At 72.6% G+C, this 25,465-nt stretch carries 22 protein-coding genes; 8 read left to right on the plus strand and 14 right to left on the minus strand.

The window, feature by feature from the left end; translation table 11 throughout:
- Together ACH01S_RS07265 and ACH01S_RS07270 are read right to left on the minus strand one after the other, a co-directional pair.
- Window positions 1-734 (minus strand): tRNA (adenine-N1)-methyltransferase (locus ACH01S_RS07265; RefSeq protein WP_067886770.1); only part of this gene is annotated, 734 nt, incomplete at its 3' end.
- A 65-nt stretch (window positions 735-799) separates the two neighbouring features.
- Complete coding sequence (locus ACH01S_RS07270) at window positions 800-1,978, minus strand: site-2 protease family protein (protein ID WP_067886772.1); 1,179 nt, start codon at window positions 1,976-1,978, stop codon at window positions 800-802.
- A gap of 163 nt (window positions 1,979-2,141) precedes the next feature.
- Between ACH01S_RS07270 and ACH01S_RS07275 the strand changes: the two genes are divergently transcribed.
- The 5 genes from ACH01S_RS07275 (at window position 2,142) to ACH01S_RS07295 (ending at window position 9,015) form a co-directional block, all read left to right on the plus strand.
- Entirely contained in the window at window positions 2,142-3,098 is a 957-nt protein-coding gene (locus ACH01S_RS07275) for a RecB family exonuclease (protein ID WP_083980424.1), read from the plus strand.
- 152 nt (window positions 3,099-3,250) lie between these two features.
- Window positions 3,251-4,474, plus strand: a complete 1,224-nt coding sequence (locus tag ACH01S_RS07280) for a sensor histidine kinase (RefSeq protein WP_067886777.1) — start codon at window positions 3,251-3,253, stop codon at window positions 4,472-4,474.
- A 167-nt stretch (window positions 4,475-4,641) separates the two neighbouring features.
- Window positions 4,642-5,322 carry a response regulator gene (locus ACH01S_RS07285; protein ID WP_067886782.1) on the plus strand — a complete coding sequence of 227 codons (681 nt, stop codon included), beginning with the start codon at window positions 4,642-4,644 and terminating at the stop codon, window positions 5,320-5,322.
- A 370-nt stretch (window positions 5,323-5,692) separates the two neighbouring features.
- The gene (locus ACH01S_RS07290; RefSeq protein ID WP_067886784.1) at window positions 5,693-6,520 is read left to right on the plus strand and encodes an ABC transporter ATP-binding protein; all 828 of its coding nucleotides are present in this window, start codon (window positions 5,693-5,695) and stop codon (window positions 6,518-6,520) included.
- A complete protein-coding gene (locus ACH01S_RS07295) occupies window positions 6,517-9,015 on the plus strand; it encodes an ABC transporter permease (protein ID WP_246237152.1) in 2,499 nt (832 codons plus the stop codon). Before ACH01S_RS07290 ends, ACH01S_RS07295 begins: the two co-directional genes overlap by 4 nt.
- 88 nt (window positions 9,016-9,103) lie before the next feature.
- Here ACH01S_RS07295 and ACH01S_RS07300 read toward each other — a convergent pair whose 3' ends face one another.
- From ACH01S_RS07300 to ACH01S_RS07330, 7 genes are all read right to left on the minus strand, one after another.
- Complete coding sequence (locus ACH01S_RS07300; protein WP_148344720.1) at window positions 9,104-10,210, minus strand: ABC transporter ATP-binding protein; 1,107 nt, start codon at window positions 10,208-10,210, stop codon at window positions 9,104-9,106.
- Between the two features lie 23 nt (window positions 10,211-10,233).
- Window positions 10,234-11,301: an ABC transporter ATP-binding protein gene (locus ACH01S_RS07305; protein WP_067886790.1), complete on the minus strand. Its 1,068-nt coding sequence runs from the start codon at window positions 11,299-11,301 to the stop codon at window positions 10,234-10,236.
- Window positions 11,301-12,314 (minus strand): ABC transporter permease, encoded by a 1,014-nt coding sequence (locus ACH01S_RS07310; protein WP_148344721.1) that lies wholly within the window; start codon window positions 12,312-12,314, stop codon window positions 11,301-11,303. Before ACH01S_RS07310 ends, ACH01S_RS07305 begins: the two co-directional genes overlap by 1 nt.
- 105 nt (window positions 12,315-12,419) lie before the next feature.
- The gene (locus ACH01S_RS07315) at window positions 12,420-14,183 is read right to left on the minus strand and encodes an ABC transporter substrate-binding protein (RefSeq protein WP_067886792.1); all 1,764 of its coding nucleotides are present in this window, start codon (window positions 14,181-14,183) and stop codon (window positions 12,420-12,422) included.
- A 45-nt stretch (window positions 14,184-14,228) separates the two neighbouring features.
- Window positions 14,229-15,221 carry an ABC transporter permease gene (locus ACH01S_RS07320; protein WP_067886795.1) on the minus strand — a complete coding sequence of 331 codons (993 nt, stop codon included), beginning with the start codon at window positions 15,219-15,221 and terminating at the stop codon, window positions 14,229-14,231.
- A gap of 451 nt (window positions 15,222-15,672) precedes the next feature.
- Window positions 15,673-16,104, minus strand: a complete 432-nt coding sequence (locus ACH01S_RS07325; RefSeq protein ID WP_067886798.1) for a hypothetical protein — start codon at window positions 16,102-16,104, stop codon at window positions 15,673-15,675.
- 270 nt (window positions 16,105-16,374) lie between these two features.
- Window positions 16,375-17,046, minus strand: a complete 672-nt coding sequence (locus ACH01S_RS07330; protein ID WP_083980425.1) for an HAD family hydrolase — start codon at window positions 17,044-17,046, stop codon at window positions 16,375-16,377.
- A 101-nt stretch (window positions 17,047-17,147) separates the two neighbouring features.
- On the opposite strand from ACH01S_RS07330, the gene ACH01S_RS07335 reads away from it, so the two are divergent.
- The 3 genes from ACH01S_RS07335 (at window position 17,148) to ACH01S_RS07345 (ending at window position 20,257) form a co-directional block, all read left to right on the plus strand.
- Window positions 17,148-17,609 carry a universal stress protein gene (locus ACH01S_RS07335; protein ID WP_067886805.1) on the plus strand — a complete coding sequence of 154 codons (462 nt, stop codon included), beginning with the start codon at window positions 17,148-17,150 and terminating at the stop codon, window positions 17,607-17,609.
- Between the two features lie 190 nt (window positions 17,610-17,799).
- Window positions 17,800-18,642, plus strand: a complete 843-nt coding sequence (locus ACH01S_RS07340) for a PAC2 family protein (RefSeq protein ID WP_067886807.1) — start codon at window positions 17,800-17,802, stop codon at window positions 18,640-18,642.
- A gap of 115 nt (window positions 18,643-18,757) precedes the next feature.
- Window positions 18,758-20,257, plus strand: a complete 1,500-nt coding sequence (locus ACH01S_RS07345; RefSeq protein WP_067886810.1) for a serine/threonine-protein kinase — start codon at window positions 18,758-18,760, stop codon at window positions 20,255-20,257.
- A gap of 10 nt (window positions 20,258-20,267) precedes the next feature.
- On the opposite strand, the gene mshC is transcribed toward ACH01S_RS07345, so the two are convergent.
- From mshC to ACH01S_RS07370, 5 genes are all read right to left on the minus strand, one after another.
- A complete protein-coding gene (gene mshC / locus ACH01S_RS07350; protein WP_067886813.1) occupies window positions 20,268-21,497 on the minus strand; it encodes a cysteine--1-D-myo-inosityl 2-amino-2-deoxy-alpha-D-glucopyranoside ligase in 1,230 nt (409 codons plus the stop codon).
- A gap of 80 nt (window positions 21,498-21,577) precedes the next feature.
- Window positions 21,578-22,522 (minus strand): ABC transporter permease, encoded by a 945-nt coding sequence (locus tag ACH01S_RS07355; protein WP_067886816.1) that lies wholly within the window; start codon window positions 22,520-22,522, stop codon window positions 21,578-21,580.
- An 8-nt stretch (window positions 22,523-22,530) separates the two neighbouring features.
- The gene (locus ACH01S_RS07360) at window positions 22,531-23,514 is read right to left on the minus strand and encodes an ABC transporter permease (protein WP_083980426.1); all 984 of its coding nucleotides are present in this window, start codon (window positions 23,512-23,514) and stop codon (window positions 22,531-22,533) included.
- A gap of 117 nt (window positions 23,515-23,631) precedes the next feature.
- Window positions 23,632-24,396 (minus strand): NRDE family protein, encoded by a 765-nt coding sequence (locus ACH01S_RS07365; protein WP_067886821.1) that lies wholly within the window; start codon window positions 24,394-24,396, stop codon window positions 23,632-23,634.
- Between the two features lie 241 nt (window positions 24,397-24,637).
- Entirely contained in the window at window positions 24,638-25,429 is a 792-nt protein-coding gene (locus ACH01S_RS07370; protein ID WP_067886824.1) for an SCO1664 family protein, read from the minus strand.
- Between the last annotated feature and the right edge of the window lie 36 nt (window positions 25,430-25,465).

The raw sequence follows: 25,465 nt of genomic DNA on the forward strand, positions 1-25,465 counted from the left end.
AGCATGGTCTCGGACGCGTGGGGTTCGGCGAAGGTGCCGTGGGCGCGGAGGTCCTCGACGACGCGGGACATCTGGGTGGTGGTGGCGATGTAGGCGCAGACGATGCCGCCGGGGACGAGGGCCTTGGCGACGGCGTCGAGGCATTCCCAGGGGGCGAGCATGTCGAGGACGACGCGGTCGACGTCGGTCTCGGCGAGGGCGTGTTCGAGGGAGCCGATGGTGAGGCGCCAGGCGGGGTGGGGCCCGCCGAAGAACCTCTCGACGTTGGCGCGGGCGATGTCGGCGAAGTCGGGGCGGCGCTCGTAGGAGGAGAGGAGGCCGTGTTCGCCGACGGCGCGCAGGAGGAAGCAGGACAGGGCGCCTGATCCGGCGCCCGCCTCGACGACGCGGGCGCCGGGGAAGACGTCGGCCATGGCGACGATCTGGGCGGCGTCCTTGGGGTAGACGACGGCGGCGCCGCGGGGCATGCGGAGGGCGTAGTCGGCGAGGAGGGGGCGGAAGGCGAGGTATTCGGTGCCGCCGGTGGAGCGGAAGACGGTTCCTTCGGGGCTGCCGATGATGTCGTCGTGGGGGACGGAGCCCTTGTGGGAGTGGTAGAGCTTGCCTGGCTGGAGGGTGATGGTGTTGATGCGGCCCTTGGGGTCGGTGAGCTGAACCTGGTCTCCTGGCCGGAACGGGCCGTGGGGGGTGCGGCCTGGGGTGGTGGGGGGGTCGTTCGGCTGGGGTTCGCTCATGGTGGTCAAGGCTATCGGCGGGCGCGGGCAGGTCAGGCCGCCGCGGGGCGCCGGGGGCGGGTGGTTCAGATGCCCGCGAAGGCGCGGTCGACGTCGGCGGTGGCGAGGACGCCGTAGACGCGTCCGTCGGGTTCGACGAGGAGGTATTCGGACGCGGGGGCGCGGCGGAGTGCGTCCATGAGGTCTTCGCCGGTGAGGTCGGCGGGGAGGGTGAGGTCGCCCGCGCCGCGGGACAGTTCGCCCGCGGTGATCCAGGGGCGGCGGTGCTCGGGGGTGGCGGTGACGGCCTTCTCGCTGACGAGGCCGAGGGGCCTGCCGTCGTGGTCGGCGATGACGATGGCGCCGGAGTGGTCGTCGCGGGCGCGGCGGACGGCCTCGGCGAGGGGGGTGTCGGCGGTGACGAGGGTGGCGCGGCGGGCGAGGCGGCGGGCGGACAGCAGGGGGATGCGGTCGCGGACGTACTCGGCGCGGATGGACTGGGTGGCGCCGACCCAGATGAACGACGCGACGAGCGCGGACCACAGGAGGGCGAGCCAGCCGATGCCGCCGTCCGCGCCGGTGCCGTAGGTGGCGAGGAGGGCTCCGGCGACGAGGGTGGCGATGGCGACGCCGCGGCCGACCCACCCGGCGATGATGGCGCCGGTGCGGCTGCGTCCGGTGGCCTTCCAGACGGCGGCGCGGACGAGGCGTCCGCCGTCGAGGGGCAGGCCGGGCAGGAGGTTGAAGACGCCGACGAGGAGGTTGGCGAAGGTGAGGGCGTCGACGAGGAGGACCGCGACGTCGGGGAGCGGGAGGAGGACGTGGGCGAGGACGCCGATCCCGGCGAGGACGAGGTTGACGAGGGGCCCGGCGAAGGCGATGAGGAACTCGCGTCCGGGGGTGGGGGCCTCGCGTTCGATGGAGGTCTCGCCGCCGAGGACGTGGAGGGTGACGGAGCGGACGGGCAGCCGGAACGCGCGGGCGGTGACGGCGTGGCTGAGCTCGTGGACGAACACCGACCCGTAGAGCAGGAGGGCGTAGGCGAACGCGACGAGGTAGCTGAGGGGGCGTTCGACGACGTCGTGGACCTGTCCTTCGAACATGACGGTGACGAGGACGGCGACCAGGAACCAGCTGGGCGAGACGTAGACGGGGACGCCGAAGGGGCGGCCCATGAGCAGGCCGGGCCGCGCGGCGGGGCCGCGGTCGGGGCCGTGCTGGCCTTCGGGCGTCTTGCCCTGGGTCGGGGGCGCGCTGTGTGTCACGTCACCGATGCTACGGCCCCGGTGGGGCGGGCGGTCCGGCGGCGTCCGGCGGGAGGGCCCGGGACGCGGCGCGGTCGGGGCCGGGCGGCGGGCCGGGCGGGGGCGCGGGCGGGGGCGCCGGGTTGCGGGATTTCGTCGGGGGCGTCGCCTAGTGTGCTGTGCCATGACGACGACCGAGGCGGGTAGTGAGGCGTCCGTTCCGTCCGCGCGCGGGGGTTCCGGCGGGGAGGCGCCGGAGGTCGAGGTGGTGGGGTCGTTGTCGCCGTCGCGGGCGAGCGATTTCATGACGTGCCCGCTGCTGTACCGGTTCCGCGTGATCGACCGGCTGCCGGAGCGGCCGAGCGCCGCGGCGGCGCGGGGGACGCTGGTCCACGCGGTGCTGGAGCGGCTGTACGACCTTCCTCGGGACGGGCGGACGGCCGCGGCGGCGGCGGAGCTGCTCGATCCGGAGTGGGAGCGGCTGCTGGCGGCGGAGCCGGAGCTGGCGGGGCTGTTCGAGGCGGGCGAGGAGGGCGACGCCGAGCGGGCGGAGTGGCTGGAGCAGGCGCGGCGCATGGTGGAGCGGTACTTCACGCTGGAGGATCCGCGGCGGCTAGAGCCCGCGGAGCGGGAGCTGTTCGTCGAGACGGTGCTCGACTCGGGGTTGAAGCTGCGGGGCTACATCGACCGGGTGGACGTGGCGCCGAGCGGCGACGTCCGGATCGTCGACTACAAGACGGGCACGGCGCCGCGCGCGGACTTCGAGGCGCGGGCGCTGTTCCAGATGAAGTTCTACGCGCTGGTGCTGTGGCGGCTGCAGGGGCGGGTGCCGCGGCTGCTGCAGCTCATGTACCTCGGCAACGGCGAGGTGCTGCGGTACGAGCCGGACGAGTCGGACCTGCGGGCGACGCAGCGGAAGGTGGAGGCGCTGTGGGAGGCGATCCGGCGGGCGATGGACACCGGGGAGTGGCGTCCGCGGGCCGGGCGGCTGTGCGACTGGTGCGACCACCGGGAGCGGTGCCCGGAGTTCGGGGGCACTCCCCCGCCGCTGCCGGAGGCGCCGGTGCGGCGTCCGTCCCCGGCGGATCTGGAGCCGGCGGGCGGGGCGCGTCCGTCGGCGCGCGAGCGCGACGACCTCTGATCGGGACGCCCCGGCGCGCTCGGCGTGTCGGCCTGTGCGCCGGCCGGTCCGGAGCGGCGTAGGGGCGGGGCCTGCGCGTCCTCCTTGGGGATGACGGCGGATCCCCGTACAGGAGGGGTCACGACCTGGCGCGACCTCCTAGGGTGAGAGTCGTGTCACCCCGCATCCGTGGTTTTCGTTCCCTCCGCGCCTGGCTCCGGGGGCGTCCGCAGGCGGCGGACGCCCTGCTGGCGCTCGGGCTGCTGGCGGCGGGGCTGCCGCAGTTGTTCCTGGAGAACCTCCCGGCCGACTCCGATCTTGAGAAGTTCCGGACGCCGGACGTGTGGGACGGGCTCCTGGTCGTCGTGGTGACGATGGCGCTGACGTGGCGGCGGCGGCATCCGATGGCGGTGCTGCTGGTGGTGCTCGGCGGGGAGCTGGCGCTGGTGGTGGCGGGATATCCGCCGTCGCTGCCGGACGTCGGGGCGTTCCTGATCGCGGTGTACAGCGTGGCGGCGCACCGGGGGCTGGCGCAGAGCGCGCTGGGCGGGGCGGCGGCGTTCGCCTATTTCGTGGCGTATCTGGCGCTGCTGCCGGTGTCGGTGTCGCCGGGGGCGCTGCTGACGGACTGCGCGCTGGTCATCGGTGTGTGGGTGCTCGGTCGGAACCTGCGGCTGCGGCGGGCGTACTTCGCCGAGCTGGAGGACCGCGCGGCCCGGCTGGAGCGGGCGCGGGGCACCGACGCGCGGGCGGCGCGGATCGAGGAGCGGTCGCGGATCGCGCGGGAGCTGCACGACGTGGTGGCGCACCATGTGAGCGTGATGACGGTGCAGGCGGGCGCGGCACGGCGGATCATCGACCGGGACCCGGGCAGCGCGCGGGAGGCGATGTCGACGATCGAGGAGGTCGGCCGGACGGCGCTGAGCGAGATGCGGCGGATCGTCGGCGTCCTGCGGACCGACCGCGACCCGGAGCGGGCGGGCCGGGAGCTGGCGCCGCAGCCGGGCCTCGGCGATCTCGGGGAGCTGCTCGACCACGTCCGGGAGACGGGCCTCGCGGTGCAGCTGTGGATCGAGGGCGAGGCGCGTCCGCCGTCGCCGGGGGTGGACGTGGCGGCGTTCCGGCTGATCCAGGAGGCGCTGACGAACACGCTGAAGCACGCGGGCCCGCAGGCGCGGGCGTGGGTGCGGCTGTACTACGGCGACCGCGACCTGACCGTGGAGATCGAGGACGACGGGCACGGCACCGCGACGATCATGGCGGACGACGGCGACAATCCGGGCCACGGGCTCGTCGGCATGTACGAGCGTGTCGCGCTGTACGGTGGCGAGTTGAGGATCGGGCCGCGGGTCGGCGGCGGGTTCGGTGTGCGGGCGCGGTTCCCGCTCGAGGCGTGAGGCGAGTAAGAGCGGGCGGCACGAGGCGTACGGCACGAGGCGTGCGGCGCGAGGCCGTAGGTTGGGCAGGAGCGGCGTGAGGCGAGGAGCGGGGACCATGGACGGACGCGAGGCGGCGCGATGACCGCGGCGGGCCTGGGGGACGTCCCCCGGAAGGGCGGAGCGCGATGAGTGCGGTGCGGGTGCTGCTCGTGGACGACCAGCCGCTGCTGCGCACGGGGTTCCGGCTGATCCTGGAGGCCGAGTCCGACATCGCGGTGGTGGGCGAGGCCGGGGACGGCGCGGCCGCCGTGGAGATGACGCGTTCGCTGCTGCCGGACGTGGTGCTGATGGACATCCGGATGCCCGGCGTGGACGGGATCGAGGCGACCCGGCGGATCATCCGGGAGGAGGCGGCCTCGCACGATCCGCGGGTGCTGATCCTGACGACGTTCGACCTGGACGAGTACGTGATCGAGGCGGTCCGCGCGGGCGCGAGCGGGTTCCTGCTGAAGGACTCGCCGCCGGAGGACCTGGTGCAGGCGATCCGGATCGTGGCGGCGGGCGACGCGATCGTGGCGCCGAGCGTGACGCGGCGGCTGCTGGACAAGTTCGCGACGCGGCTGCCCGCGGTGCGGGACGCGTCCCCGCCGCCGGGCCTGGACACGCTGACCGAGCGGGAGCGCGAGGTGCTGTCGCACGTGGCGCGGGGCCAGTCGAACGCGGAGATCGCGGCCGAGCTGGTGGTGAGCGAGACGACGGTGAAGACGCACGTCGGGAACGTCCTCGCGAAGCTCGGGCTGCGGGACCGGGTGCAGGCCGTGGTGTACGCGTACGAGACGGGCCTGAGCCGCCCGGGCCAGAGCTAGCCCGAGGTACAGAGAGCCAGCCTGCGGTAACACCCTGGTCCTAGCACCACGGTGCCACGGCTACAGTGAGCGACAACGGCGCGTCGGGGACGTCCCTGACGCGCCGTCGGCGTCCCGCCGCAGGCGGGCGCGGGGCCCCGGGGACGGGGCCTCAGGGTAGGGCCCTGAGAGACCCCTGTCCTCCGGGTGGACGCGCCTACTCCGGGAGGACGATCAGGCGGGTGCGCCTCCTGCCACGGGTGGACGGCCAAGTCCGTTCCTGGGGCGCATCACACGAGCGTGCCGGACTCCTACTGTTTTGAGAGTCGGATCGCCGGGGGCTCGGGCGCGGTCCGGTGGAACCCAGCTCACTCACACTCGGGAGTTTCTCGTGACGAACACCGCCCCATCGACCGCCGGCGCGCAGACCGCGCCCGGGGCGGGCGACTTCGCCGCACGGACCCAGCAGATCGCGAAGGTGTACGGGCGCGGCGACGCCCAGGTCGTCGCGCTGGACGGGGTCACCGTGGGCATCCCCCGCGGCCGCTTCACCGCGATCATGGGCCCGTCCGGGTCCGGCAAGTCGACGCTCATGCACTGCATGGCGGGCCTGGACTCGGTGGACTCCGGGCAGGTCTTCATCGGCGACACCGAGCTGACCCGGCTGCGCGACAAGCAGCTCACGCGGCTGCGCCGCGACAAGGTCGGGTTCATCTTCCAGGCGTTCAACCTGGTGCCGACGCTGACGGCGCTGGAGAACATCACCCTCCCGATGGACATCGCGGGCCGCAAGCCGGACCGGCAGTGGCTGGACGCGGTGATCGACACGGTGGGGCTGCGGCCGCGGCTGAAGCACCGCCCGTCGGAGCTGTCCGGCGGGCAGCAGCAGCGGGTGGCGTGCGCGCGCGCCCTCGCCGCCCGCCCGGAGATCATCTTCGCGGACGAGCCGACCGGGAACCTCGACTCGCGGTCCGGCGCGGAGGTGCTCGGCTTCCTGCGCGACTCGGTCCGGCGGATGGGCCAGACGATCGTGATGGTGACGCACGACCCGTCCGCGGCGGCGTACGCCGACCAGGTGCTGTTCCTGTCGGACGGGCAGATCGTCGACACGATGCACGAGCCGACCGCCGAGCGGGTGCTGGAGCGGATGAAGGGCTTCGACTCCGTCGGCGCGCCCGTCCGCCCGTCCGGTGAGGAGCCGGGGGTCGCGGCGCGATGATGGGCAAGGTCACGCTCCGCAACCTCGCGGCGCACAAGATCAGGCTGCTGCTGACCGGCGTCGCGGTGATCCTCGGCGTCGCGTTCGTGGCGGGCACGCTGATCTTCACCGACAGCATGAACAAGCAGTTCGACGACCTGTTCAGCCGGGTCGGCAAGAACGTGGCCGTGGACGTGCGGGCCAAGAAGGTCGTGGACGGCGACGACGACGGCATGGCGGCGCAGCCCGTCCCGGCGTCGGTGCTGACGGCGCTGCGGGGCGTCGAGGGCGTCAAGGACCCGAAGGGCAACGTCACCGGGTACGCGGCGGTCGTCGGCAAGGACGGCAAGGTCGTCGGCACCCCGCAGAACGGGCCGCCGCAGATCGGCGCGAACTGGACGACCGGCGGGTCGTACGACCTGAAGTCGGGGCGGGCGCCGCAGGGCCCCGCCGAGGTCGTGGTCGACGCGAAGACCGCCGAGAAGGGCAAGCTGGCCGTCGGCGACACCGTGCGGGTCATCACGGCGGGTCCGCCGCAGCGGATGAAGCTCGTCGGGCTGATCGACACGGGGAACCTGATGGGCGCGACGGTCACCGCGTTCGACACCCCGACGGCGCAGGCGCTGATGCTGAAGCCCGGCTACTTCAGCGACATCGAGATGGGCTCCACCGGCGTGTCGCAGGCGGAGCTGCGCGACCGGGTCGCGAAGGTCCTCCCCCAGGGCGTGGAGGCCGTCACCGGGGAGAAGCTCCGCGAGGAGTCCAAGAGCGACGTCGCCGCGATGATGAACTTCTTCCGGACGTTCCTGCTGGTGTTCGCGCTGATCTCGATCTTCGTCGGGGCGTTCATCATCTTCAACACGTTCTCGATGCTGGTCGCGCAGCGGACCCGCGAGCTCGCGCTGCTCCGCGCGATCGGCGCGGCCCGCGGCCAGGTCACCCGCGCGGTGATCGGCGAGGCGGTCGCGGTCGGCGTGATCGGGTCGACGTTCGGCCTCGTCGTCGGCGCGGGCCTCGCGTCGCTGCTGCAGTCGCAGATGGGCGACGCCGGGCAGGGCGGGCTGACGTTCACCGCGAAGCCGGTGATCTGGTCGTATGTCGTCGGGATCGTCGTCACGGTCGTGTCGGCGTACTTCCCGGCGCGGCGCGCGGCGAAGATCCCGCCGGTCGCGGCGATGCGGGACGACGTGGCCCTGCCGCAGCGGTCGCTGCGGATCCGGGTGGCGCTCGGGTCGCTGCTGACCCTCGCGGGCGCCGGGCTGATCGCGGTGGGCCTCGCGGGCAGCGGCAACCCCGCCGTCCTCGTCGGGGCGGGCGCGTTCTCGGTGTTCGTCGGGGTGACGATGCTCGCCCCGGTGATCAGCGTCCCGGTGCTGCGGGTGCTCGGCTCGCCGTTCGCGCGGCTGATGGGGTCGCCGGGACGGCTCGCGCGGCAGAACGCGCTGCGCAACCCGCGCCGCACCGCCGCGACGGCCGCCGCGCTGATGATCGGCCTGGCGCTGATCACGACGGTGAACGTGCTCGGCGCGACGATGCGCGCGTCCGTGGACGAGCAGGTCGACGCGCAGTTCGGCGCGGACTACCTCGTCATGCCGACCGGCGCGGGCTCCATCGGCGCCGAGGTCCCCGGGAAGATCAAGACGGCGCCCGGGGTGCGGAACGCGTCCCCGACCTACAGCGCCGACGCCAAGATCGCCGGGAAGCGCGGGTCGGTCATGTCCGGTGACGTCACCGAGATCGTGAAGGCCGCGCGGCTGAAGATGGTCGCGGGCTCCAGCGACCTCGGCGCCGCCGGGATGATGGTGGACGACAAGTCGGCGAAGAAGCACGGCTGGACGGTCGGGTCCTCCGTCCCCGTCCAGTTCACCGACGGCAGGACCGAGTCGCTGCGGCTCACCGGCATCTACACCAAGAGCGACCTGATCGGCCAGAACGTCATCGCCGAGCAGGTGTACCGGCAGCACACGGTCCGCCCGTTCATCGACGCGGTCATCGTCGACACCGCGACGACCGACGCCGCCACCAAGGCGGGCATCGAGAACGCGCTGCGGGACTACCCGGCGCTGGACGTGTCCGACCAGGCGGCGCTGAAGGACCAGATCAGCAAGCAGGTCGACGGGCTCGTGACGTTCCTGACGATCCTGCTGGCCATGTCCGTCATCATCGCCGCGGTCGGCGTCGTGAACACGCTCGCCCTGTCGGTGATCGAACGGACCCGCGAGATCGGGCTGCTGCGGGCGATCGGCATCAGCCGCCGCCAGCTGCGCCGCATGATCCGCGTCGAGGCCATCATGATCGCGGTGTTCGGGGCGCTGCTCGGCATGGGCATCGGCGTCGGGTTCGGCGCGGCGATGCAGAACGCCCTCGCCGACAAGGGCCTCGGGGTCCTCGCCGTCCCGTACGGGACGCTCGGCGTCTACCTGGTGGTCGCCGCGCTGATCGGGGTGCTGGCGGCGCTGTGGCCGGCGTGGCGGGCCGGGCGCATGGACGTCCTGAAGGCCATCGCCACCGAGTAGCCGCGCGGCGGCACGACGGACAAGGCCCGGCCCCCTCCACGTGGAGGGGGCCGGGCCTTCGTCGTGCGGGAGCCTGCCGGGCCGCGGGCTACTCCGCGGGCTCGGAGTCGTCGGCCGGGGCGGTGCCCGGCGCCACCGCGGCCTTGGCGACCGCGTCGGTCGCGCTGACCGTGGTGTTCTCCGGGAAGTGGCAGGCGGCCTGGTGGCCGGGGCTGAGCTCGACCAGCGGCGGCTCGACCTGCTTGCAGATGTCCTGCGCCTTCCAGCAGCGGGTGTGGAACCGGCACGCGGGCGGCGGGTCGAGGGGGCTCGGGACGTCCCCCTGCAGCCGGATCCGCTGCCGCTCGCCCCGCTCGGACGGGTCCGGGATCGGGACCGCCGACAGCAGCGCGTTCGTGTACGGGTGCATCGGCCGCTCGTACAGGTCCGACCGGTCCGCCACCTCGACGATCTTGCCTAGGTACATGACGGCGACGCGGTCGGAGATGTGCCGGACCACCGACAGGTCGTGCGCGATCACCACGTAGGTGAGGTCGAGCTCGTCCTGCAGGTCCTCCAGGAGGTTTACCACCTGCGCCTGCACCGATACGTCGAGCGCGGAGACCGGCTCGTCGGCGACGATCAGCTTCGGCTTCAGGGCGAGGGTGCGGGCGATCCCGATGCGCTGCCGCTGCCCGCCGGAGAACTCGTGCGGGTACCGGTTGTAGTGCTCGGGGTTCAGGCCGACGAGCTCCAGGATCTCCTGGACGGCCTTCTTCACGCCCTGCTTGGCCTCGATGTTCTGCAGCCGGAACGGGGCCCCGACGATCGCGCCGACCGTCTTGCGCGGGTTCAGCGACGAGTACGGGTCCTGGAAGATCATCTGAAGGTCGCGGCGGTACGGCCGGAGCCGCCCCTGCGACATCTTCGTGATGTCCTGCCCCTCGAAGACGATCTTGCCGAAGCTCGGGTCGAGCAACCGCATGATCATCCGGCCGGTGGTGGACTTGCCGCAGCCCGACTCGCCCACCAGCCCGAGGGTCTCGCCCTTGCGGACCGAGAACGACACGCCGTCCACGGCCTTCACCGCCGCCACCTGCCGGCGCAGCAGCCCCGCGGTGACGGGGAAGTGCTTGCCGAGGTTCTCGACCTCCAGCAGCGGTTCGCCCTCCTGGATCGGACGGGTCTCGTCCGCAGGGGTCTTCGATGTGCTCACACTCACGTTCCCACCCGCGCTCGTCACAGCTTCGGCTTGATCTCGTCGGCCCAGATCTCCCGCCGCTTCTCCAGCGGCAGGTGGCACGCGGCCTTGTGGCCGGGCTCGACCTCGACCAGCTCGGGTCGTTCGGTCTCGCTCTTGCCGTCGTTCAGCTCAGCGTAGGGACAGCGCGGATGGAACGCGCACCCGGACGGCACGTTGATCAGGCTCGGCGGCGACCCCTGGATCGGCATGAGCCGCTCCGACCGCTCCCGGTCCAGCCGCGGCATCGAGCCGAGCAGCCCCCACGTGTAGGGGTGCTGCGGGCGGTGGAACGCGTCGTCGACCGACGCGTACTCGACGCAGCGGCCCGCGTACATCACGAGGATGTCGTCGGACAGCTCGGCGACCACCCCGAGGTCGTGGGTGATCATGATGACGGCGGAGTTGAACTCCTGCTGCAGGTCGCGGATGAGGTCGAGGATCTGCGCCTGGACGGTCACGTCCAGCGCCGTCGTCGGCTCGTCGGCGATCAGCAGCTCCGGGTCGCAGGACAGCGCCATCGCGATCATCGCACGCTGCCGCATCCCGCCGGAGAACTGGTGCGGGTAGTCGTCGACCCGCTTGTCCGGCTTCGGGATGCCGACCCGTCCGAGCATGTCGATGGCGTGCTTGCGCGCCACCTGCTTCGACACGTCGTTGTGGACCCGGTACGCCTCGATGATCTGGTTCCCCACCGTGTAGAAGGGGTGCATCGAGGACAGCGGGTCCTGGAAGATCATCGCCATGTCGCGGCCGCGGAGCCGGCGCACCTCGGTCTGCGAGGCGCCGACGAGCTCCTTGCCGTTCAGCCAGATCTCCCCGGACACGTCGGCGTTGCGCTTGTTGTGCAGGCCGAGGATGCCGAGGCTCGTCACGCTCTTGCCCGACCCGGACTCGCCGACGATGCCGAGGGTGCGGCCGCGCTCCAGCTGGAACGTCAGGCCGTCCACCGACTTCACCAGGCCGTCGTCGGTCGGGAAGTGGATCTTCAGGTCGCGGACGTCGAGGAACGCGCCGGAGGCCTCGCCGGCGCCCGCGGCGTCCGCGACGGGTGCGGTCCCGGCCATCAGCCCAGCCTCACTCTCGGGTCGACGACGGCGTACAGCAGGTCGACGATCAGGTTGATCACCACGATGGAACTGGCGGTGATCAGCGTGACGCCGAGCACCATGGGCAGGTCACCGGTGTTGATCGAGTCGATCGCGAGCCGGCCGAGGCCCGGGATGCCGAAGGTGCTCTCGGTGAGGACCGCGCCGCCGAGCAGCAGGCCGAGGTCCAGGCCGAACACCGTCATGATTGGCGTCAGCGTGGCGCGCAGCGCGTGCTTGGTGACGACGGTCTTCTCCGGCAGGCCCTTGGCGCGGGCGGTGCGGATGTAGTCCTCGTTCATCGTCTCCAGCATGCCCGCTCTGGTGAGCCGCGCGTACATCGCCGCGTAAAGGAACGCGAGCGTCACCCAGGGCAGCACCAGCGACTGGAACCATTTCACCGGATCAGTGGTTATGGGCAGATAACTGCCGCCGCCTGGGAAGATCTTGATGCTGTATGAGAACAGCGCTAGTGACACGAGGCCGGTGAAGTAGATGGGCAGCGACACACCGCTCAACGCGATGATCATCGCCGCTCTGTCCCAGAGCGTGCCTCTCTTCAGGGCCGAGATGACGCCGACGGTGATACCGCCGGCGAGCCAGACGACCGCGGCGCCGAGCGCGAGCGACGCCGTCGCCGGGGCGCGGTCGAGCAGCGTCTCCAGGACGGGCTGGCTGCTGCGGAACGAGAACCCCATGCAAGGCGCCGGGCAGTGGTCGGTGACCGGGCCGGCCTTGTAGTCCTTGCCGACGACGAGCGCCTTCAGGTAGTTGCCGTACTGGACGACGACCGGGTCGTCCAGGCCGAGGCGCTCCTTGGTGTCGAGGATGGCCTCTTTCGTCGGCGCCTTGCCGACGTAGGCGGCCGCGATCTGGTCGGTCGTCTGCCCGGCCAGCTTCGGCAGCCAGAAGAAGATGCCGAAGGTCACCAGGCTGACCAGCAGCAACATGAGGACGGCACCGATGAGGCGCCGGACGATGTATGCGAACACATTGCGCGGCCCCACCCGCCGGCCGGGCGGACCTGTGGGTCCTGACCCGGCCGGCGGGCGTCGCCTTCACCTGCCTTCAGAGGGACGCATGGACGAGCGGAGTGGTTACTCCACGCCCATGTTGAGGTAGTCGTACATTCCGCCGTAGGAGTAGGTGATGCCCGCGTTGGTGACGCGCTTCGGCCGGTACATCAGGGCCTTCGCGTAGACCAGCGGGACCTCCATGGCCGTCTGCATGACCAGCTTGTCGACCTCGCCGTAGGCCTTCAGACGGGCCGCCTCGTCCGGGTTGGCGATGGCGTCGTCCAGACCCTTGTTGACCTTCGGGTCGTTGAGCTCGGCGAGGTTGTTCCCACCGGACGGCTTGATGGCGCTGCCGTGCACGATCTGCGCGAGGAAGCCGTAGCCGGTCGGCCAGTCCGCCGCCCACGCCATGATCATCATGCCGATGCCGTGGTCGTGGACGTACTTCGGCACGCCGACGTACTTGTTGAAGTAGTCACCGGCGGGGAACTGGACGATCTCGGTCTTGATGCCGACCTTCGTCAGGCTCTGCTGGATGGCCTGTGCCATCGCGACTTCCTTCGGCCGGTCGGAGCGGGCCGAGATCTTGGTGCTGAAGCCGTTCGGCTGGCCGCACTGCTGCAGCTCCTGCTTGGCCTTCGCGAGCGTGGCCTGGTCGAGCCCGCCGCCCTCGGCCTGCTTCTGCGGGTACAGGTCGAACTTGGTGTACCCGGCGACCGACGGGGGCAGCACCGTGGTGGCGGTGTCACCGCCGGCCAGCGGGCCTCCGTAGGCCGTCTGCGCGGCGACCTTGTCGGTCGCGTACTGCACGGCGATGCGGCAGTGGATGTTGTCCAGCGGCTTGACGTGCTGGTTCAGCGACATGAACCGCAGGAAGCCCTGGACGGGGTTGTCGACGTACGGCTTCTGGTCGGCGGCCAGCACCTTCGGCTGGGTGCCCGACTGGACGCCGACGCCCGCGATGTCCATGTCCAGCGAGCCCGCGAGGAGCCGCTGGTCGATGTCGTCCGCGTTCTGCTTGAGCTGGATCTCGACCTTGTCGGGCAGAGCCTTGCGGATCGGGTCCGTGCTCTGGTTCCAGTTCGGGTTCCGCGACAGCGACATGGACTTGCCGCGCGTGTAGTTGTCGACCTTGTACGGGCCGGACGAGACGATCGCGCTCTCGTACTTCAGGCCGGTGTCCTTGGCCTTCGGCACGGGCATGGTCTGCGACATCGCGACCAGGTAGTCGAACTCCTGGAACGGCGTGTTCAGGTGGAAGATGATCGTCTGGTCGTCGGGGGTCTCGATGGACTTGAGGCCCTCGTCGCTCTTGTCCTTGTACGGACCCTTGTACGCCGGCTTGTTGTCGACCAGGTACTGCTTGAAGTACTTCGGCCCGAGCTGCAGCTCCTCGGAGTAGTTGCTCCGCTCGACCGCGTACTTCACGTCCTTCGACGTGACCGTGGAGCCGTCGTCGTACTTGACGCCGGTGCGCAGCTTGTACGTCCAGGTCTTGCCGCCGTCGCTGGACTGGCCGAGGTCGGTGGCGAGGTCCGGGACGACCTTCAGGCTCTCCTCGCCCGCGGCCGGGTTGAACGTCGTCAGCCCGCGGCCGTAGAGGCGCGCGATGTTCTGCGAGAAGGCGTAGTAGGTGTTGCCCGGGTCCGGCGCGTCGAAGTCGTCGGAGCTGGCGAACTTGAGAGTGCCGCCCTTCTTGTCCGACTTGTTCACGACGGCGTTGACACCGGCGTTGTAGCCGGGGCCGCTCCCCGACGATCCGGAATCCCCGCCGCCGCAGGCGGCGAGCCCCGCGGCCGCGACCACACCGGCCGCGACGACCGCGATCGGTCTCATCTTGTTCATGTGCAGGCGCACCCCTTCAAATAGACGGGTCGGAAGGAACCCGAGTCACCTTGACCGAGGGTCGAGAGCGTCCCGCAACCCGTCACCGAACAGGTTGAAGGCGAGGACCGTGATGAAGATCGCCATACCGGGGATGATCATGTACATCGGGTCCGAGGAGTAGATCGGCACCGCCAGGGTGAGCATGCCGCCCCAGGACGGCTTCGGCGGGATGACGCCGACGCCGAGGAACGACAGCGCCGCCTCGAACAGGATGTTGGTCGGGATCAGCAGCGTCGAGTAGACGAGGATCGGCGCGACCAGGTTCGGCAGGATCTCCTTGAACAGCACGTAGGAGTTGCGGGCGCCCATGCTGCGGGCCGCGTCGACGAACTCGCGCTCGCGCAGCGACAGCGTCTGGCCGCGGATGATGCGGCCGATGTAGGGCCAGTTGAAGAACCCGATGACCACGACCAGCACCGAGACGCGCAGGCCGTTGCCGCTCAGCCCGAACGCGCCGTCCGCGACGACGCCGACCAGCGCGATCGCGAAGAGCAGCAGCGGGAAGGCGAGGAAGGCGTCCATCGCGCGGCTGATCACGTAGTCGACCCAGCCGCCGAAGTAGCCGGCGGTGATGCCCATGATCGTGCCGATGACGACCGACATGAGGGTCGCGAGGAACGAGACGAGCAGCGAGATCCGGGCGCCGTGGACGATGCGGGCGAGCATGTCGCGCCCGGTGCCGGGCTCCACGCCGAGCAGGTGGTCGCCGCTGATGCCCGAGTGCCAGAAGCCGCTCTTTGGGCGGTTGTAGGTCGGGTCGATCAGGTTCTGGTGGTACGCCAGGGGGTCCTGCACGAAGTACGGGCCCACGATCGCGATGAGGATCAGCACGAGGACCACGACCGCGCCGGTGAGGGCGATCTTGTCGCGCTTCAACCGCATCCACGCGATCTGGCCTAGGGAGCGCCCCTGGATCTTCTTGCGGTCGACTCCGGCAAGTACCGATTCCGGTTGTGCCTCGGTGTCGGACCCGCTCACCTCGATGGGTGCGGCCACGCTCCATACCTCCTACCGTCCGGCCACTGGTTCGGCCCTGCCGCCGGCGTGTGACCGGCGGCCGCGGAGATCATCCGCTGCCCCCGTGCCCGTTACGCCGCGTTCGCTGAAGGGAAACGTAGTCCTTCGGGCACGACTGTCCATCCGTGAAGCGACCTTCGCCAGTACCCGTATCTGACTTGTGATCTCGTCGTCATCTGGGGAACACGCGTGCCGACTCCGCATCGGACAAATCGCCCGAATAGTACGTACGCCCACGTCGTGCCCAGCAACCGAAAACCGGTCTAGACCGGAAAGCTTTACCGTACCGAGTCCGTTCCGAGACCGTTCCTCCGCAGGTCAGCCGCGTCCGCGCAAGAAACGGCGGGCCGGGCGCCCCCGCGTGGGGACGTCCCGGCCCGCCGTCGACGTTCGGAAGGCGGCCCGCCGCCCGGAGGCGGCCGGGCCGCGGTCAGGAGATGCCGCGGTCGCGCAGGATCTTCTCGATCTCCGCCATCTCGGGGTCGCCGCCGCCCCGGGCGGGACCCTCCACCGCGCCCTTCGGCTTGCGCGACCGCCCGGCGGACTTGCGCCCGCCGTCCTCGGCGGCCCGGCCGCCGCCGGCGTCGCCGCCGGACGCGCGGCGGCTCATCATCGCCCCGGACGCCATGTAGAGCACCACGGCGAGCCCCGCCAGCGCGACGCCCGCCCACTTGACCGGGCTGAAGGCGAGGTCGACGAAGAACTCGGTGACCCCGGTGAGCGCCGCCGCGAGCGGCACCAGGGACAGCGCGACCCCGCGCAGGGCCGTGCCCGCGCCCCGGCGGCGGTAGACCCCCCAGCTGATGACCAGCCCCAGCACGGTCACCCCGAGGCTGATCGCGAAAATGGCTGCGTCGCTCATGCCGGCCCCTCACTCGTCACGGTGGTGCTCCTCCCATCGTCACACGTCCAGGGGCCTTTCCGATCCTCCGGGCGGACGGTTTGCCCACATGTGTCCCTCCTCCTCCGGCGGGACCCGTCCCCTAGGGACCGCCCCGCCGGTATCAGGGGCCGCTACCGCCTCCGATGCATCCCCTACCGGGGACGAGATGGGCGAATGGCGCATATCGGTCAACATCCCGCAACGGTTGGGCGTCGGGACGGCCCTCCGGCCGGGCTGTGAGCCGGGCCGTCACGCCCCGGCGGCGAACGCGGGCAGCGACCGCAGCGTCGCGAGGCTCACCTCGCGCAGCGACGCGACCACCGTCCGCCCCGGCGCGGGCGGGATCGGCAGGACGTTCGGCACCGCCACCGTGACGCAGCCCGCCGCCTCCGCCGCCGCGACGCCGTTCGGGGAGTCCTCCAGGACGACGCACTCCCCCGGCGGGACGCCCAGCCGGGCGGCGGCCGTCAGGTACGGCTCGGGGTCGGGCTTGGTGCGGGCCACCTCGTCGCCCGCGACGCTGAGCGCGAAGTGCTCGCGGCCGACCGCGTCCAGCACCGGCTCGATGAGCCGCCGGTGGCTGGAGGACACGAGCGCCGCCGGGACCCCGGCCGCGCGGATCTCGGCGAGCAGGTCCTTCGCGCCGGGCATCATCGGGACGCAGGTGCTCAGGCGCTCGACCATGCCGTCCAGCATCCGCCCGCCGATCTCCTCGCGCGGGGCGTCCGAGCCCGTCAGCTCCAGCATGTAGTCGACGGCGATGGCGAGCGAGCCGCCGACGAGCCGCTCCTGGTGGGCGGGGCTCCACTCGCCGCCGAGCCAGGCCATCACCTCGGTCTCGACCTCCAGCCACACGCGCTCGGAGTCGATGAGCAGCCCGTCCATGTCGAACAGGACCGCCCGCGGGCCACCTCGGGTCACGTCGCTCCCCCTAATAGACGCCGTGTGCAAAGAGACGGTGACGTGCGGGTCACCGGACCGATACCGTGCCACCAGTAAACTACTACCCGGTAAGGATCGGCATGAGCGCGTACCGCATCATCCTCGTCGGCACCGACGGTTCGGACTCCTCGTTCCGCGCCGTCGACCGCGCCGCCCAGCTCGCCGCCGCGACCGGCGCCGCGCTCCTGCTCGCCAGCGCCTACAGCCCGATGCCGGAGCGGGAGCGGGCGAGCGCCGCCGACCGGCTCGGCGACCTGGCGTACAAGGTGCAGGGGTCCACGCCGGCCGACGACGCGCTGCGGGCCGCCCGGGAGCGGGCCGTCGCCGCGGGCGCCCGCGACATCGACCAGGTCGCGGTGGAGGGCGACGCCGTCGACGTGATCAGCAGGCTGGCGAAGGAGCGCGGCGCCGACCTCGTCGTCGTCGGGAACCGCGGGTTGAACAGCCTCGCCGGGCGCATCCTCGGGTCCGTCCCGGCGAACCTGTCGCACCGGGCCCCCTGCGACGTGCTGATCGCGCACACCACCCCGCGCGGGCGGTGACGCCGGGGGCTGTGCGTTCCGTGCCCATTCCGCCGCGGGCGTAGCGCGGGGGCGTCTGGTCCGGCGGGGGTGGGGTAGGTCACCGTCAGGACGTAGGCTGACAGCCACCGATCATGAGCGGGGCCCCCGCCCCCGGGAATGACGGCCCCCGTCGGTGACGCTGTACCCAGGCGTCGGAAGGAGGCAGCGCGTGGTCGAGATCGAGAACCTGCCGGAACTGGTCGATCCGGTGCTCGTGGCCGCCTTTGAGGGATGGAACGACGCCGGGGAGGCCGCGAGCGGGGTCATTTCGCATCTGGAGGCCGCCTGGGAGGCCGTGCCGGTCGCCGAACTCGACCCCGACGACTACTACGACTTCCAGGTCACCCGCCCGATCGTGGAGATGACCGACGGCGAGACCCGCGGCATCACCTGGCCCACGACCCGCGTGTCGTGGGCGCGGCTGCCCGGCGGCAAGGACGTCGTCCTGCTGCACGGGATCGAGCCGAACATGCGGTGGCGGTCGTTCTGCCGGGAGCTGGTCGGGCTGATGCTGGAGCTGGACGTCCGCAACGTCGTCCTGCTCGGGGCGCTGCTCGCGGACGCGCCGCACACGCGTCCCGTGCCGGTGACCGGAGCGGCGTCCGAGGCGGGGCTGGTCAACACCCTGAACCTGGAGCCCGCCCGCTACGAGGGGCCGACCGGCATCCTCGGCGTCCTGCAGGACGCGTGCGCCAAGGCGGGGCTCGACACCGTGTCGCTGTGGGCGGCCGTCCCGCACTACGTGGCGCAGCCGCCGTCGCCGAAGGCGACGCTCGCGCTGCTGCGCCGCGTCGAGGACCTCCTGGACGTCACCGTCCCGCTGGGCGAGCTGCCCGAGGAGGCGCGGGCCTGGGAGAACGGCGTCAACGAGCTCGCCGAGGAGGACTCGGAGGTCGCCGAGTACGTCCGGACGCTGGAGGAGCAGAAGGACGCGACCGAGCTGCCCGAGGCGAGCGGCGACGCCATCGCCCGCGAGTTCGAGCGGTACCTGCGCCGCCGCGACCCCGGCTGACCGCCCCGGCGGCGGGCGTCGCCCCTGGCTGGCCGTGTATAGGCTGGCGGCCCTACTCTGACGGGTCACGCCAGCCAGCACGAGCCAGCACGAGGGGAACGGGGAGGAAGCGCCGGTGCCGGACGCACAGCCGCTGCGGGCGCACGACCCGCCGCGCCTGGGCCGCTACCGGCTGCTCGGCCGCCTCGGCTCGGGCGCGCAGGGCACCGTCTACCTGGGCGAGGGCGTGGACGGCGAGCACGTCGCGGTCAAGCTGCTGCGGGTCCAGTTCGACGACGACGACACCGCGCGGGCCCGGTTCGTCCGGGAGGCCGAGGTCGCGAAGCAGGTCGCCCGGTTCTGCACCGCCCAGTTCCTCGACGCCGAGGTCGCCGGGGACACCCCGTACCTCGTCAGCGAGTACGTCCCGGGCGAGGCGCTGAACCGGACCGTGTCGAGGGACGGGCCGCTCGCCGGCGGCGCGCTGGACCGGCTCGCCGTCAGCACCGCGAGCGCGCTCACCGCCATCCACCGCGCCGGGATCGTGCACCGCGACCTGAAGCCGCACAACGTCCTGCTCGGCCCGGACGGCCCCCGCGTGATCGACTTCGGGCTGTCGCGGGTGCTGGACGCGGCGAGCGCCGTCAGCAGCCGCGCCGTCGGCACCCCCGCGTACATGGCGCCCGAGCAGGTGTCCGGGCAGGACGTCGGCGCCGCCGTCGACGTGTTCGCGTGGGGCGCGACGATCACGTTCGCGGCGACGGGCCGCCCGCCGTTCGGGTCCGACTCCATCCCGGCGGTGATGTACCGGGTGCTGCACCACGAGCCCGACCTCGGCGGCCTGGACGGCGAGCTGCGCGAGCTGGTCGGCGCGTCCCTCGCCAAGGACCCGGCGGCGCGGCCGACGGCGGCGCAGCTCCTGCTGCGGCTCGTCGGGCACGAGGACGCCTTCGACACCGCCGCCGCGGCCGCCGCCCCGCCCGCGCCGCAGCCTCCTCCCCCGCCGCAGGACGGCGGCGGCTCGGACACGCTGCCGCCCGCGCCCACCGAGACCGCCCCGGACACCGCGCGCGACGGCCCCCGTGGGCCGCGCCGCCGCAGGTGGGGGCGCGCGATCGGCGCCGCCGTCGCCGCGTTCGCGGCCGCCGCCCTCGCCGGGGCGGCCGGATACACGCTGCTGGACCGTCCGCCCGACACGCCGCCCGAGGCGGGCGGGCCGCAGGGCGAGGACCGCGTGACCGTCCCCGGCACGGCCACCGCGTCGAGGCCGTCGTCGGCGCGGCCGAGCCCCGGCCGGTCCACGACGGCGGCGGCGCCGCCGCGGCCGAGCCCGAGCGGGGGGACGCGCCCCGGCGGCGGGGGCGGGACCGGGCGGCCGCCGCCGTCCTCGGACCCGCCGCCGAAGCGGGTCGTGCTCGGCTCCCCCGACCCGGACCGCTACTGCGGGGCGCGCGACCGGAACGCCGTCTACCGGGTCAGCAAGTGGTACTGCGTGCCGCGGAACGGCGACATCGGCGTCGACACCCCGATCACGATGACGACGGTGTGCGCGTCGCAGTACGCGCCCGACGCCGAGGCGCGGCTGCGCGGCGACGCCGCCACCCCGTCCGACTGGGACTGCTACGTCCTGAGATGACCCGCCGAGGCTAGAGCGCGACGCCGAGGAGCGCGTCGACGACGGCCCCGACCCGCTCCGGCGCCGACTCGTCCGCCCCGTCGGCGGCGGCCCAGGCGTCGACGGCGGCGAGCGCGGCCGGGGCGTCCAGGTCGTCGGCGAGCCCGGCGCGGACGGCGGCGGCCACGGGCTCCGCGGGCGGGCCGGACGGCCGGGCCACGGCGGCGCGCCACCGGTCGAGCCGGGCGACCGCCTCGGCGAGGCCCGCGTCCGTCCACTCCCAGTCGGCGCGGTAGTGGTGCGCGAGCAGCGCCAGCCGGATCGCCATCGGGTCGGTGCCGGCCTGCCGCAGCTTCGACACGAACACGAGGTTCCCGCGCGACTTGGACATCTTCTCGCCGTCCAGCCCGACCATGCCCGCGTGGACGTAGGCGCGGGCGTGCGGCCGCTCGCCGGTGGCGACCTGGGCGTGGGACGCGCTCATCTCGTGGTGCGGGAACGCCAGGTCGGAGCCGCCGCCCTCCACGTCGAACGCCATCCCGAGGTACTCGATGGAGATCGCCGAGCACTCCACGTGCCAGCCGGGGCGGCCCTCCCCGAACGGCGACTCCCAGCCGGGCTCGCCGGGGCGCCGCGCCATCCACAGCATCGGGTCGAGCGGGTCGCGCTTGCCGTCGCGGCCCGGGTCGCCGCCGCGCTCGGCGAACAGCGGCGCCATCTCGTCCCGGGTGAGGCGGCTGACCTGCCCGAACGACGGGTCGGAGGCGACGGGGAAGTACACGTCGCCGGCCACCTCGTAGGCGGCGTCCCGGCCGCGCAGCTTCTCGATCATCTCGACGATCAGCGGGATCGCCTCGACCGCGCCGACGTAGTGGTCCGGCGGCAGCACGCGCAGCGCCGTCATGTCGTCGCGGAAGAGCTGGATCTCCCGGTCGGCGAGGGCGCGCCAGTCCTGCCCGGTGTCGCGGGCACGTTCCAGGAGGGGGTCGTCGACGTCGGTGGCGTTCTGGACGTAGTGGACGCGGTGCCCGAGGTCCCGCCAGAAGCGGTTCACGAGGTCGAAGGCCACGTAGGTGTTGGCGTGGCCGAGGTGCGTCGCGTCGTAGGGGGTGATCCCGCACACGTACATGCGGGCGGTCGGGCCGGGGGACGTGGGCCGGGTCGTCCCCGTCCCGGTGTCGTGGAGGCTGAGCGGCCTGGCCGCCGCGGGCAGCCCCGACGCGGGGAGGCTGGGGACTTCGGGTGCCGACCACGATCGCATATCGAAAGCTTAGCCATGCGCTCCCGGCGGGTTCGCGGCGAGATCGCACCAAGCGCCGCCCGGTGCCCGGCATGCCGGGTTCACCCGGACCGGACGCGCGGGTCGAGGACGGAGTACCCGATGTCGACCAGCAGGTTCGCGGCGATCACGAACAGCGTCACGGTCAGCGTCACCCCGATGATCACCGGGGTGTCGCCCGCCGCGATGGACTGGTAGACGAGCTGGCCGACGCCCTGCAGCCCGAACACCTTCTCGGTCACGACGGTGGAGCCGACGAGCGCGCCGAGGTCGACGCCGAACTGGGTGACGACCGGGGTCAGCGCCGCGCGCAGCCCGTGTCGCAGGACGACCCGCCGCTCCGGCAGCCCCTTCGCGCGGGCGGTGCGGACGTAGTCCTCGCCGAGGACGTCCAGCATCGCGCCGCGGGTGAGGCGGGTGTAGGACGCGAGCATCAGCAGCGCCAGCGCGATCCACGGCAGCGTCATCCGGCGCAGGAAGTGCTCCTGCATCGGCGGGCCCGCCTCGAACAGGTGGACGCCCGCCTGGTCGAGCCCCGTCGCGAAGGCGTACAGCAGCACGAGCGCCAGCACGAACGGCGGCGTGGACAGCCCGACCAGCACGAACACGGTGGCGGCCCGGTCCCACAGGCTGCGCGCGCGGGTGGCGCTCAGCACGCCGAGCGCGACGCCGCCCGCCGACCACAGGCACGCCGCGCCGCCGACGAGCCACAGCGTCGTCGGGAGCCGCTCGGCGATCAGCGCGGACACCGGCGTCCCGTTGACGTAGGAGTCGCCGAGGTCGCCGCGCAGCAGCCGCTCGGCGAACCGCCAGTACTGGACGAGGACGGGCCGGTCCAGCCCGAGGCCCGTGCGGATCCGGGCGAGGGTCTCGGCGGTCGCCCGCGGCCCGCCGATCACCCGCTCCACCGGGACCGGCGACACGTGCAGGAACACGAACACCAGCGTGGACACGAGCCACAGCACGGTGACCGAGTACAGCAGGCGGCGGAGGACGTGGCGCGGCACGGCCCCGGTCACCTCCCGCGCCGGGCCCGGCCGCCCGGGCCGAGCGCGTCGCGGATCCCGTCGCCGATCAGGTTGAACGACAGCGTGGTCAGCAGCAGCAGCGCCCCGGGGACGGCGAGCAGCCACCACGCCGTGCGGAACACGTCGCCGCCCTCGCCGAGCATCGAGCCGAGGCTCGGCATCGGCGGCCGCACGCCCGCGCCGAGGAACGACAGCGTCGCCTCGAACCCGATCGCCGCCGGGATCTGCAGCGAGGTCAGCACGGTGACCTGCGCGGCGAGGTTCGGCAGGACGTCGGCCAGCATGATCCGCGCGTTGGACGACCCGGCCGCGCGGGCCGCCTCGATGAACTCCCGCCGCCGCAGCGCGAGCACCTGCCCGCGGATCACCCGGCCGAACGCCGCGAACGAGAAGAAGGCGATCACCAGGGTCGTCATGGCGAGCCCGGCGCCCGCGGAGGAGACCTGGAACGTCGTCGCCAGCGTGATCGCGACGAGCAGGTAGGGCAGCGCGAGCGTCATGTCCATCAACCGGGCGAGAAGGGTGTCGGTGAGGCCGCCCGCGAACCCCGCGAACGTCCCGGCGGCCGTCCCCGCGACGGACGCGAGCAGCGCCGCGCAGATCCCGACGACCAGGGAGATCCGGGTGCCGTAGGCGGCGCGGACGAGGACGTCGCGGCCGAGCTGGTCGGCGCCGAGCGGGAACTCGGCGCCCGGCCCGCGCGGCTGCCCGTCGACGTCGAGCCCGGTGGCCGGGAACGTGGCGTCGTAGGGGTGCCCGGTCAGGTGCGCCCACAGCGGCGCGAGCAGCGCGAACAGCCCGACCGCGAACAGGACGGCGAGGGCGGCGACGGCGGCCCGGTCGCGGCGGAACCGCGTCCAGGCGATCTGCACCGGGGTGCGCCCCCGCACCGGCGGCGGGGCGGCGCCCCGATCCGGCGACCGCGGTAAGACGGGAAGGACGTCGCCCTGCCCCCGTGCCCCACCTGCCATCCGCCGCACTCCCCGTCTGCCGGTGACCGGGCGGTCCCCGCCGCCCCACGAAGATCGCGATGAGTAGCAAACCTAGCACCGAGCGTCATGCGCCCGTGCCCACTCGGCGGAAAACGGCTACAGCACGCGCTTCCAGGCCCCGGCGTCGCCCGGCGCGGCGGAGAAGTCGTAGCGCACCCCGTCCCGCCGCAGGGCCACGAGGCTGACGGACGTGGTCCCCCAGACCCGCCCGTCCCCGAGGTCGAGCAGCGGGAGCAGCGCCCGGTGATCCGCCCGCGGCAGCCCGTCCCCGTTCACGAGCGGCAGCCACTCCCCCCAGGCCACGCCCACAGGCTCCTCGAACCCGGGCGTGGGCCGCCCCACGGCCTCCAGCCGAGGCCGGAAGTAGGCGAGGCGCGCCGCCATGTAGGCGTCTTCGGTGGCCCCTTCGAGCTGCCCTTCCCCCTCAAGCCCGCTGTTGACGATCACATGGAGCCCGGCCCCGAGCTCCCGCTCGCTCACCTCACCCCCGTCCCAGCTCCACAACCGAACCCGCCCGGGCTCGGCCGCCAAGAGATGGAACGGATCGAAGGCCCGAAGATCGAGCTCCCCCAACTTCCCCTCAGAAGCGACCAGCAGGGGCAGTTCCCCCCGCGAGACGCGCCCCTCCTCATCAGCCATCCGCCCCCGCCCGTTGAGCACGGTGGCGACCCGGGGCACCCCCGGCTCCACAGCGAGCCAAGTCCCTCCGGCCCGCAGATCCCGCCCGCCGATGACCGAAGGCCGATCGCCCCAATGGGCCCCCGGCGCCTCCCAGGATCGGGCAACGAACTCATCCCGGACCCCCACAACAAGGACAGGCACCACAGAACCCGGATCAACATGAACGATCGCCGTACACATCCCCCAATTCCAACACCAGCGACATTCCGTCCACACCCCCGGGTCCCACCCAGCCGAACAGTGCGGAACCCCTCTTGGACGAGACCTCAGCCAGCGCCACGGGCAGGGCCGCGGAGCGAGCGCCAGCGAGCGCAGCGGCAATGCCCGGCGCGCCGCGTCCCCGCAGCGGAGGGAGCGCCAGCGACCGAAGCGAGGAGACCCGAGCGCGCAGCCGGGGGGCGTGGGGGGTCGCCCCCCCACACTAAAGGGGCGGCCAGGGAATCGCGGGCCAGTCCTCCGGCGGGTACGGGTGGATGCGGTGCTTGAGCATCAGCTCGACGCGCCGCCGGGTGGCGTCGACCTCGGCGGGGGTGAGGAGTTCGGCGAGGCGGGCGGCGAGGGGCCCGCCGCGCAGGGCGGCGTGGACGCGGCCGAGCGCGTCGAGGGCCTCGGCGGTGAGCTGCTTGCCGCGCCACTGCCAGAGGACGGTCCTCAGCTTGTACTCGACGGAGAAGCACACGCCGTGGTCGCAGCCGTAGACGTGCCCGTCGCCGGGGGGCAGCAGGTGGCCGATCTTGCGGTCGGCGTTGTTGACGACGGCGTCGAAGACGGCCATGCGGCGGATGGCGTCGTCGTCGGAGCGGGACAGGCCGACGAGGTCGATGTCGGGGTCGGGCTCGACCCAGAGCTGGACCATGCCGGGCCCGTAGGGGCCGTCGCGGTGGACGGTCGGCGGGACGGTCCCCCACCCCATCGTCTTGGACACCTCGTAGGCGGCGACCTCCCGCTCGGCGAGGGTGCCGTCGGGGAAGTCCCAGAGGGGGCGCTCGCCCGCGACGGGCTTGTAGACGCAGGCGGCGGTGCGCCCGTCGTGCTCGATGGAGCAGTACAGGGTGGCGTTGGACGCCTGGACGAGCCGCCCTTCGACGCCGAGCCGCCCGGCCGACAGCAGCTCCTCGGCGGCGGCGACGTCCCGGGGGTGGACGGGTCGTTCGGACGCGCCCTGCCCGGCGGCGTCGCCGGCGGGGGCCCGGTCGCGGGAGGACTGCGTCATGGCCTCATTCTCCCGGCCGCGCCGTCCATGATCCAG

Origin of the sequence: Actinomadura chibensis NBRC 106107 (assembly GCF_001552135.1) — a bacterium.
Lineage (GTDB): Bacteria > Actinomycetota > Actinomycetes > Streptosporangiales > Streptosporangiaceae > Spirillospora > Spirillospora chibensis.

Coding starts and splice junctions, on each gene's coding strand:
- ACH01S_RS07275 (WP_083980424.1), top strand. CDS start 2,142: ATGACGACGACCGAGGCGGGTAGTGAGGCGTCCGTTCCGTCCGCGCGC.
- ACH01S_RS07285 (WP_067886782.1), top strand. CDS start 4,642: ATGAGTGCGGTGCGGGTGCTGCTCGTGGACGACCAGCCGCTGCTGCGC.
- ACH01S_RS07295 (WP_246237152.1), top strand. CDS start 6,517: ATGATGGGCAAGGTCACGCTCCGCAACCTCGCGGCGCACAAGATCAGG.
- ACH01S_RS07305 (WP_067886790.1), bottom strand. CDS start 11,301: ATGGCCGGGACCGCACCCGTCGCGGACGCCGCGGGCGCCGGCGAGGCC.
- ACH01S_RS07315 (WP_067886792.1), bottom strand. CDS start 14,183: ATGAACAAGATGAGACCGATCGCGGTCGTCGCGGCCGGTGTGGTCGCG.
- ACH01S_RS07325 (WP_067886798.1), bottom strand. CDS start 16,104: ATGAGCGACGCAGCCATTTTCGCGATCAGCCTCGGGGTGACCGTGCTG.
- ACH01S_RS07335 (WP_067886805.1), top strand. CDS start 17,148: ATGAGCGCGTACCGCATCATCCTCGTCGGCACCGACGGTTCGGACTCC.
- mshC (WP_067886813.1), bottom strand. CDS start 21,497: ATGCGATCGTGGTCGGCACCCGAAGTCCCCAGCCTCCCCGCGTCGGGG.
- ACH01S_RS07360 (WP_083980426.1), bottom strand. CDS start 23,514: ATGGCAGGTGGGGCACGGGGGCAGGGCGACGTCCTTCCCGTCTTACCG.
- ACH01S_RS07365 (WP_067886821.1), bottom strand. CDS start 24,396: ATGTGTACGGCGATCGTTCATGTTGATCCGGGTTCTGTGGTGCCTGTC.
- ACH01S_RS07370 (WP_067886824.1), bottom strand. CDS start 25,429: ATGACGCAGTCCTCCCGCGACCGGGCCCCCGCCGGCGACGCCGCCGGG.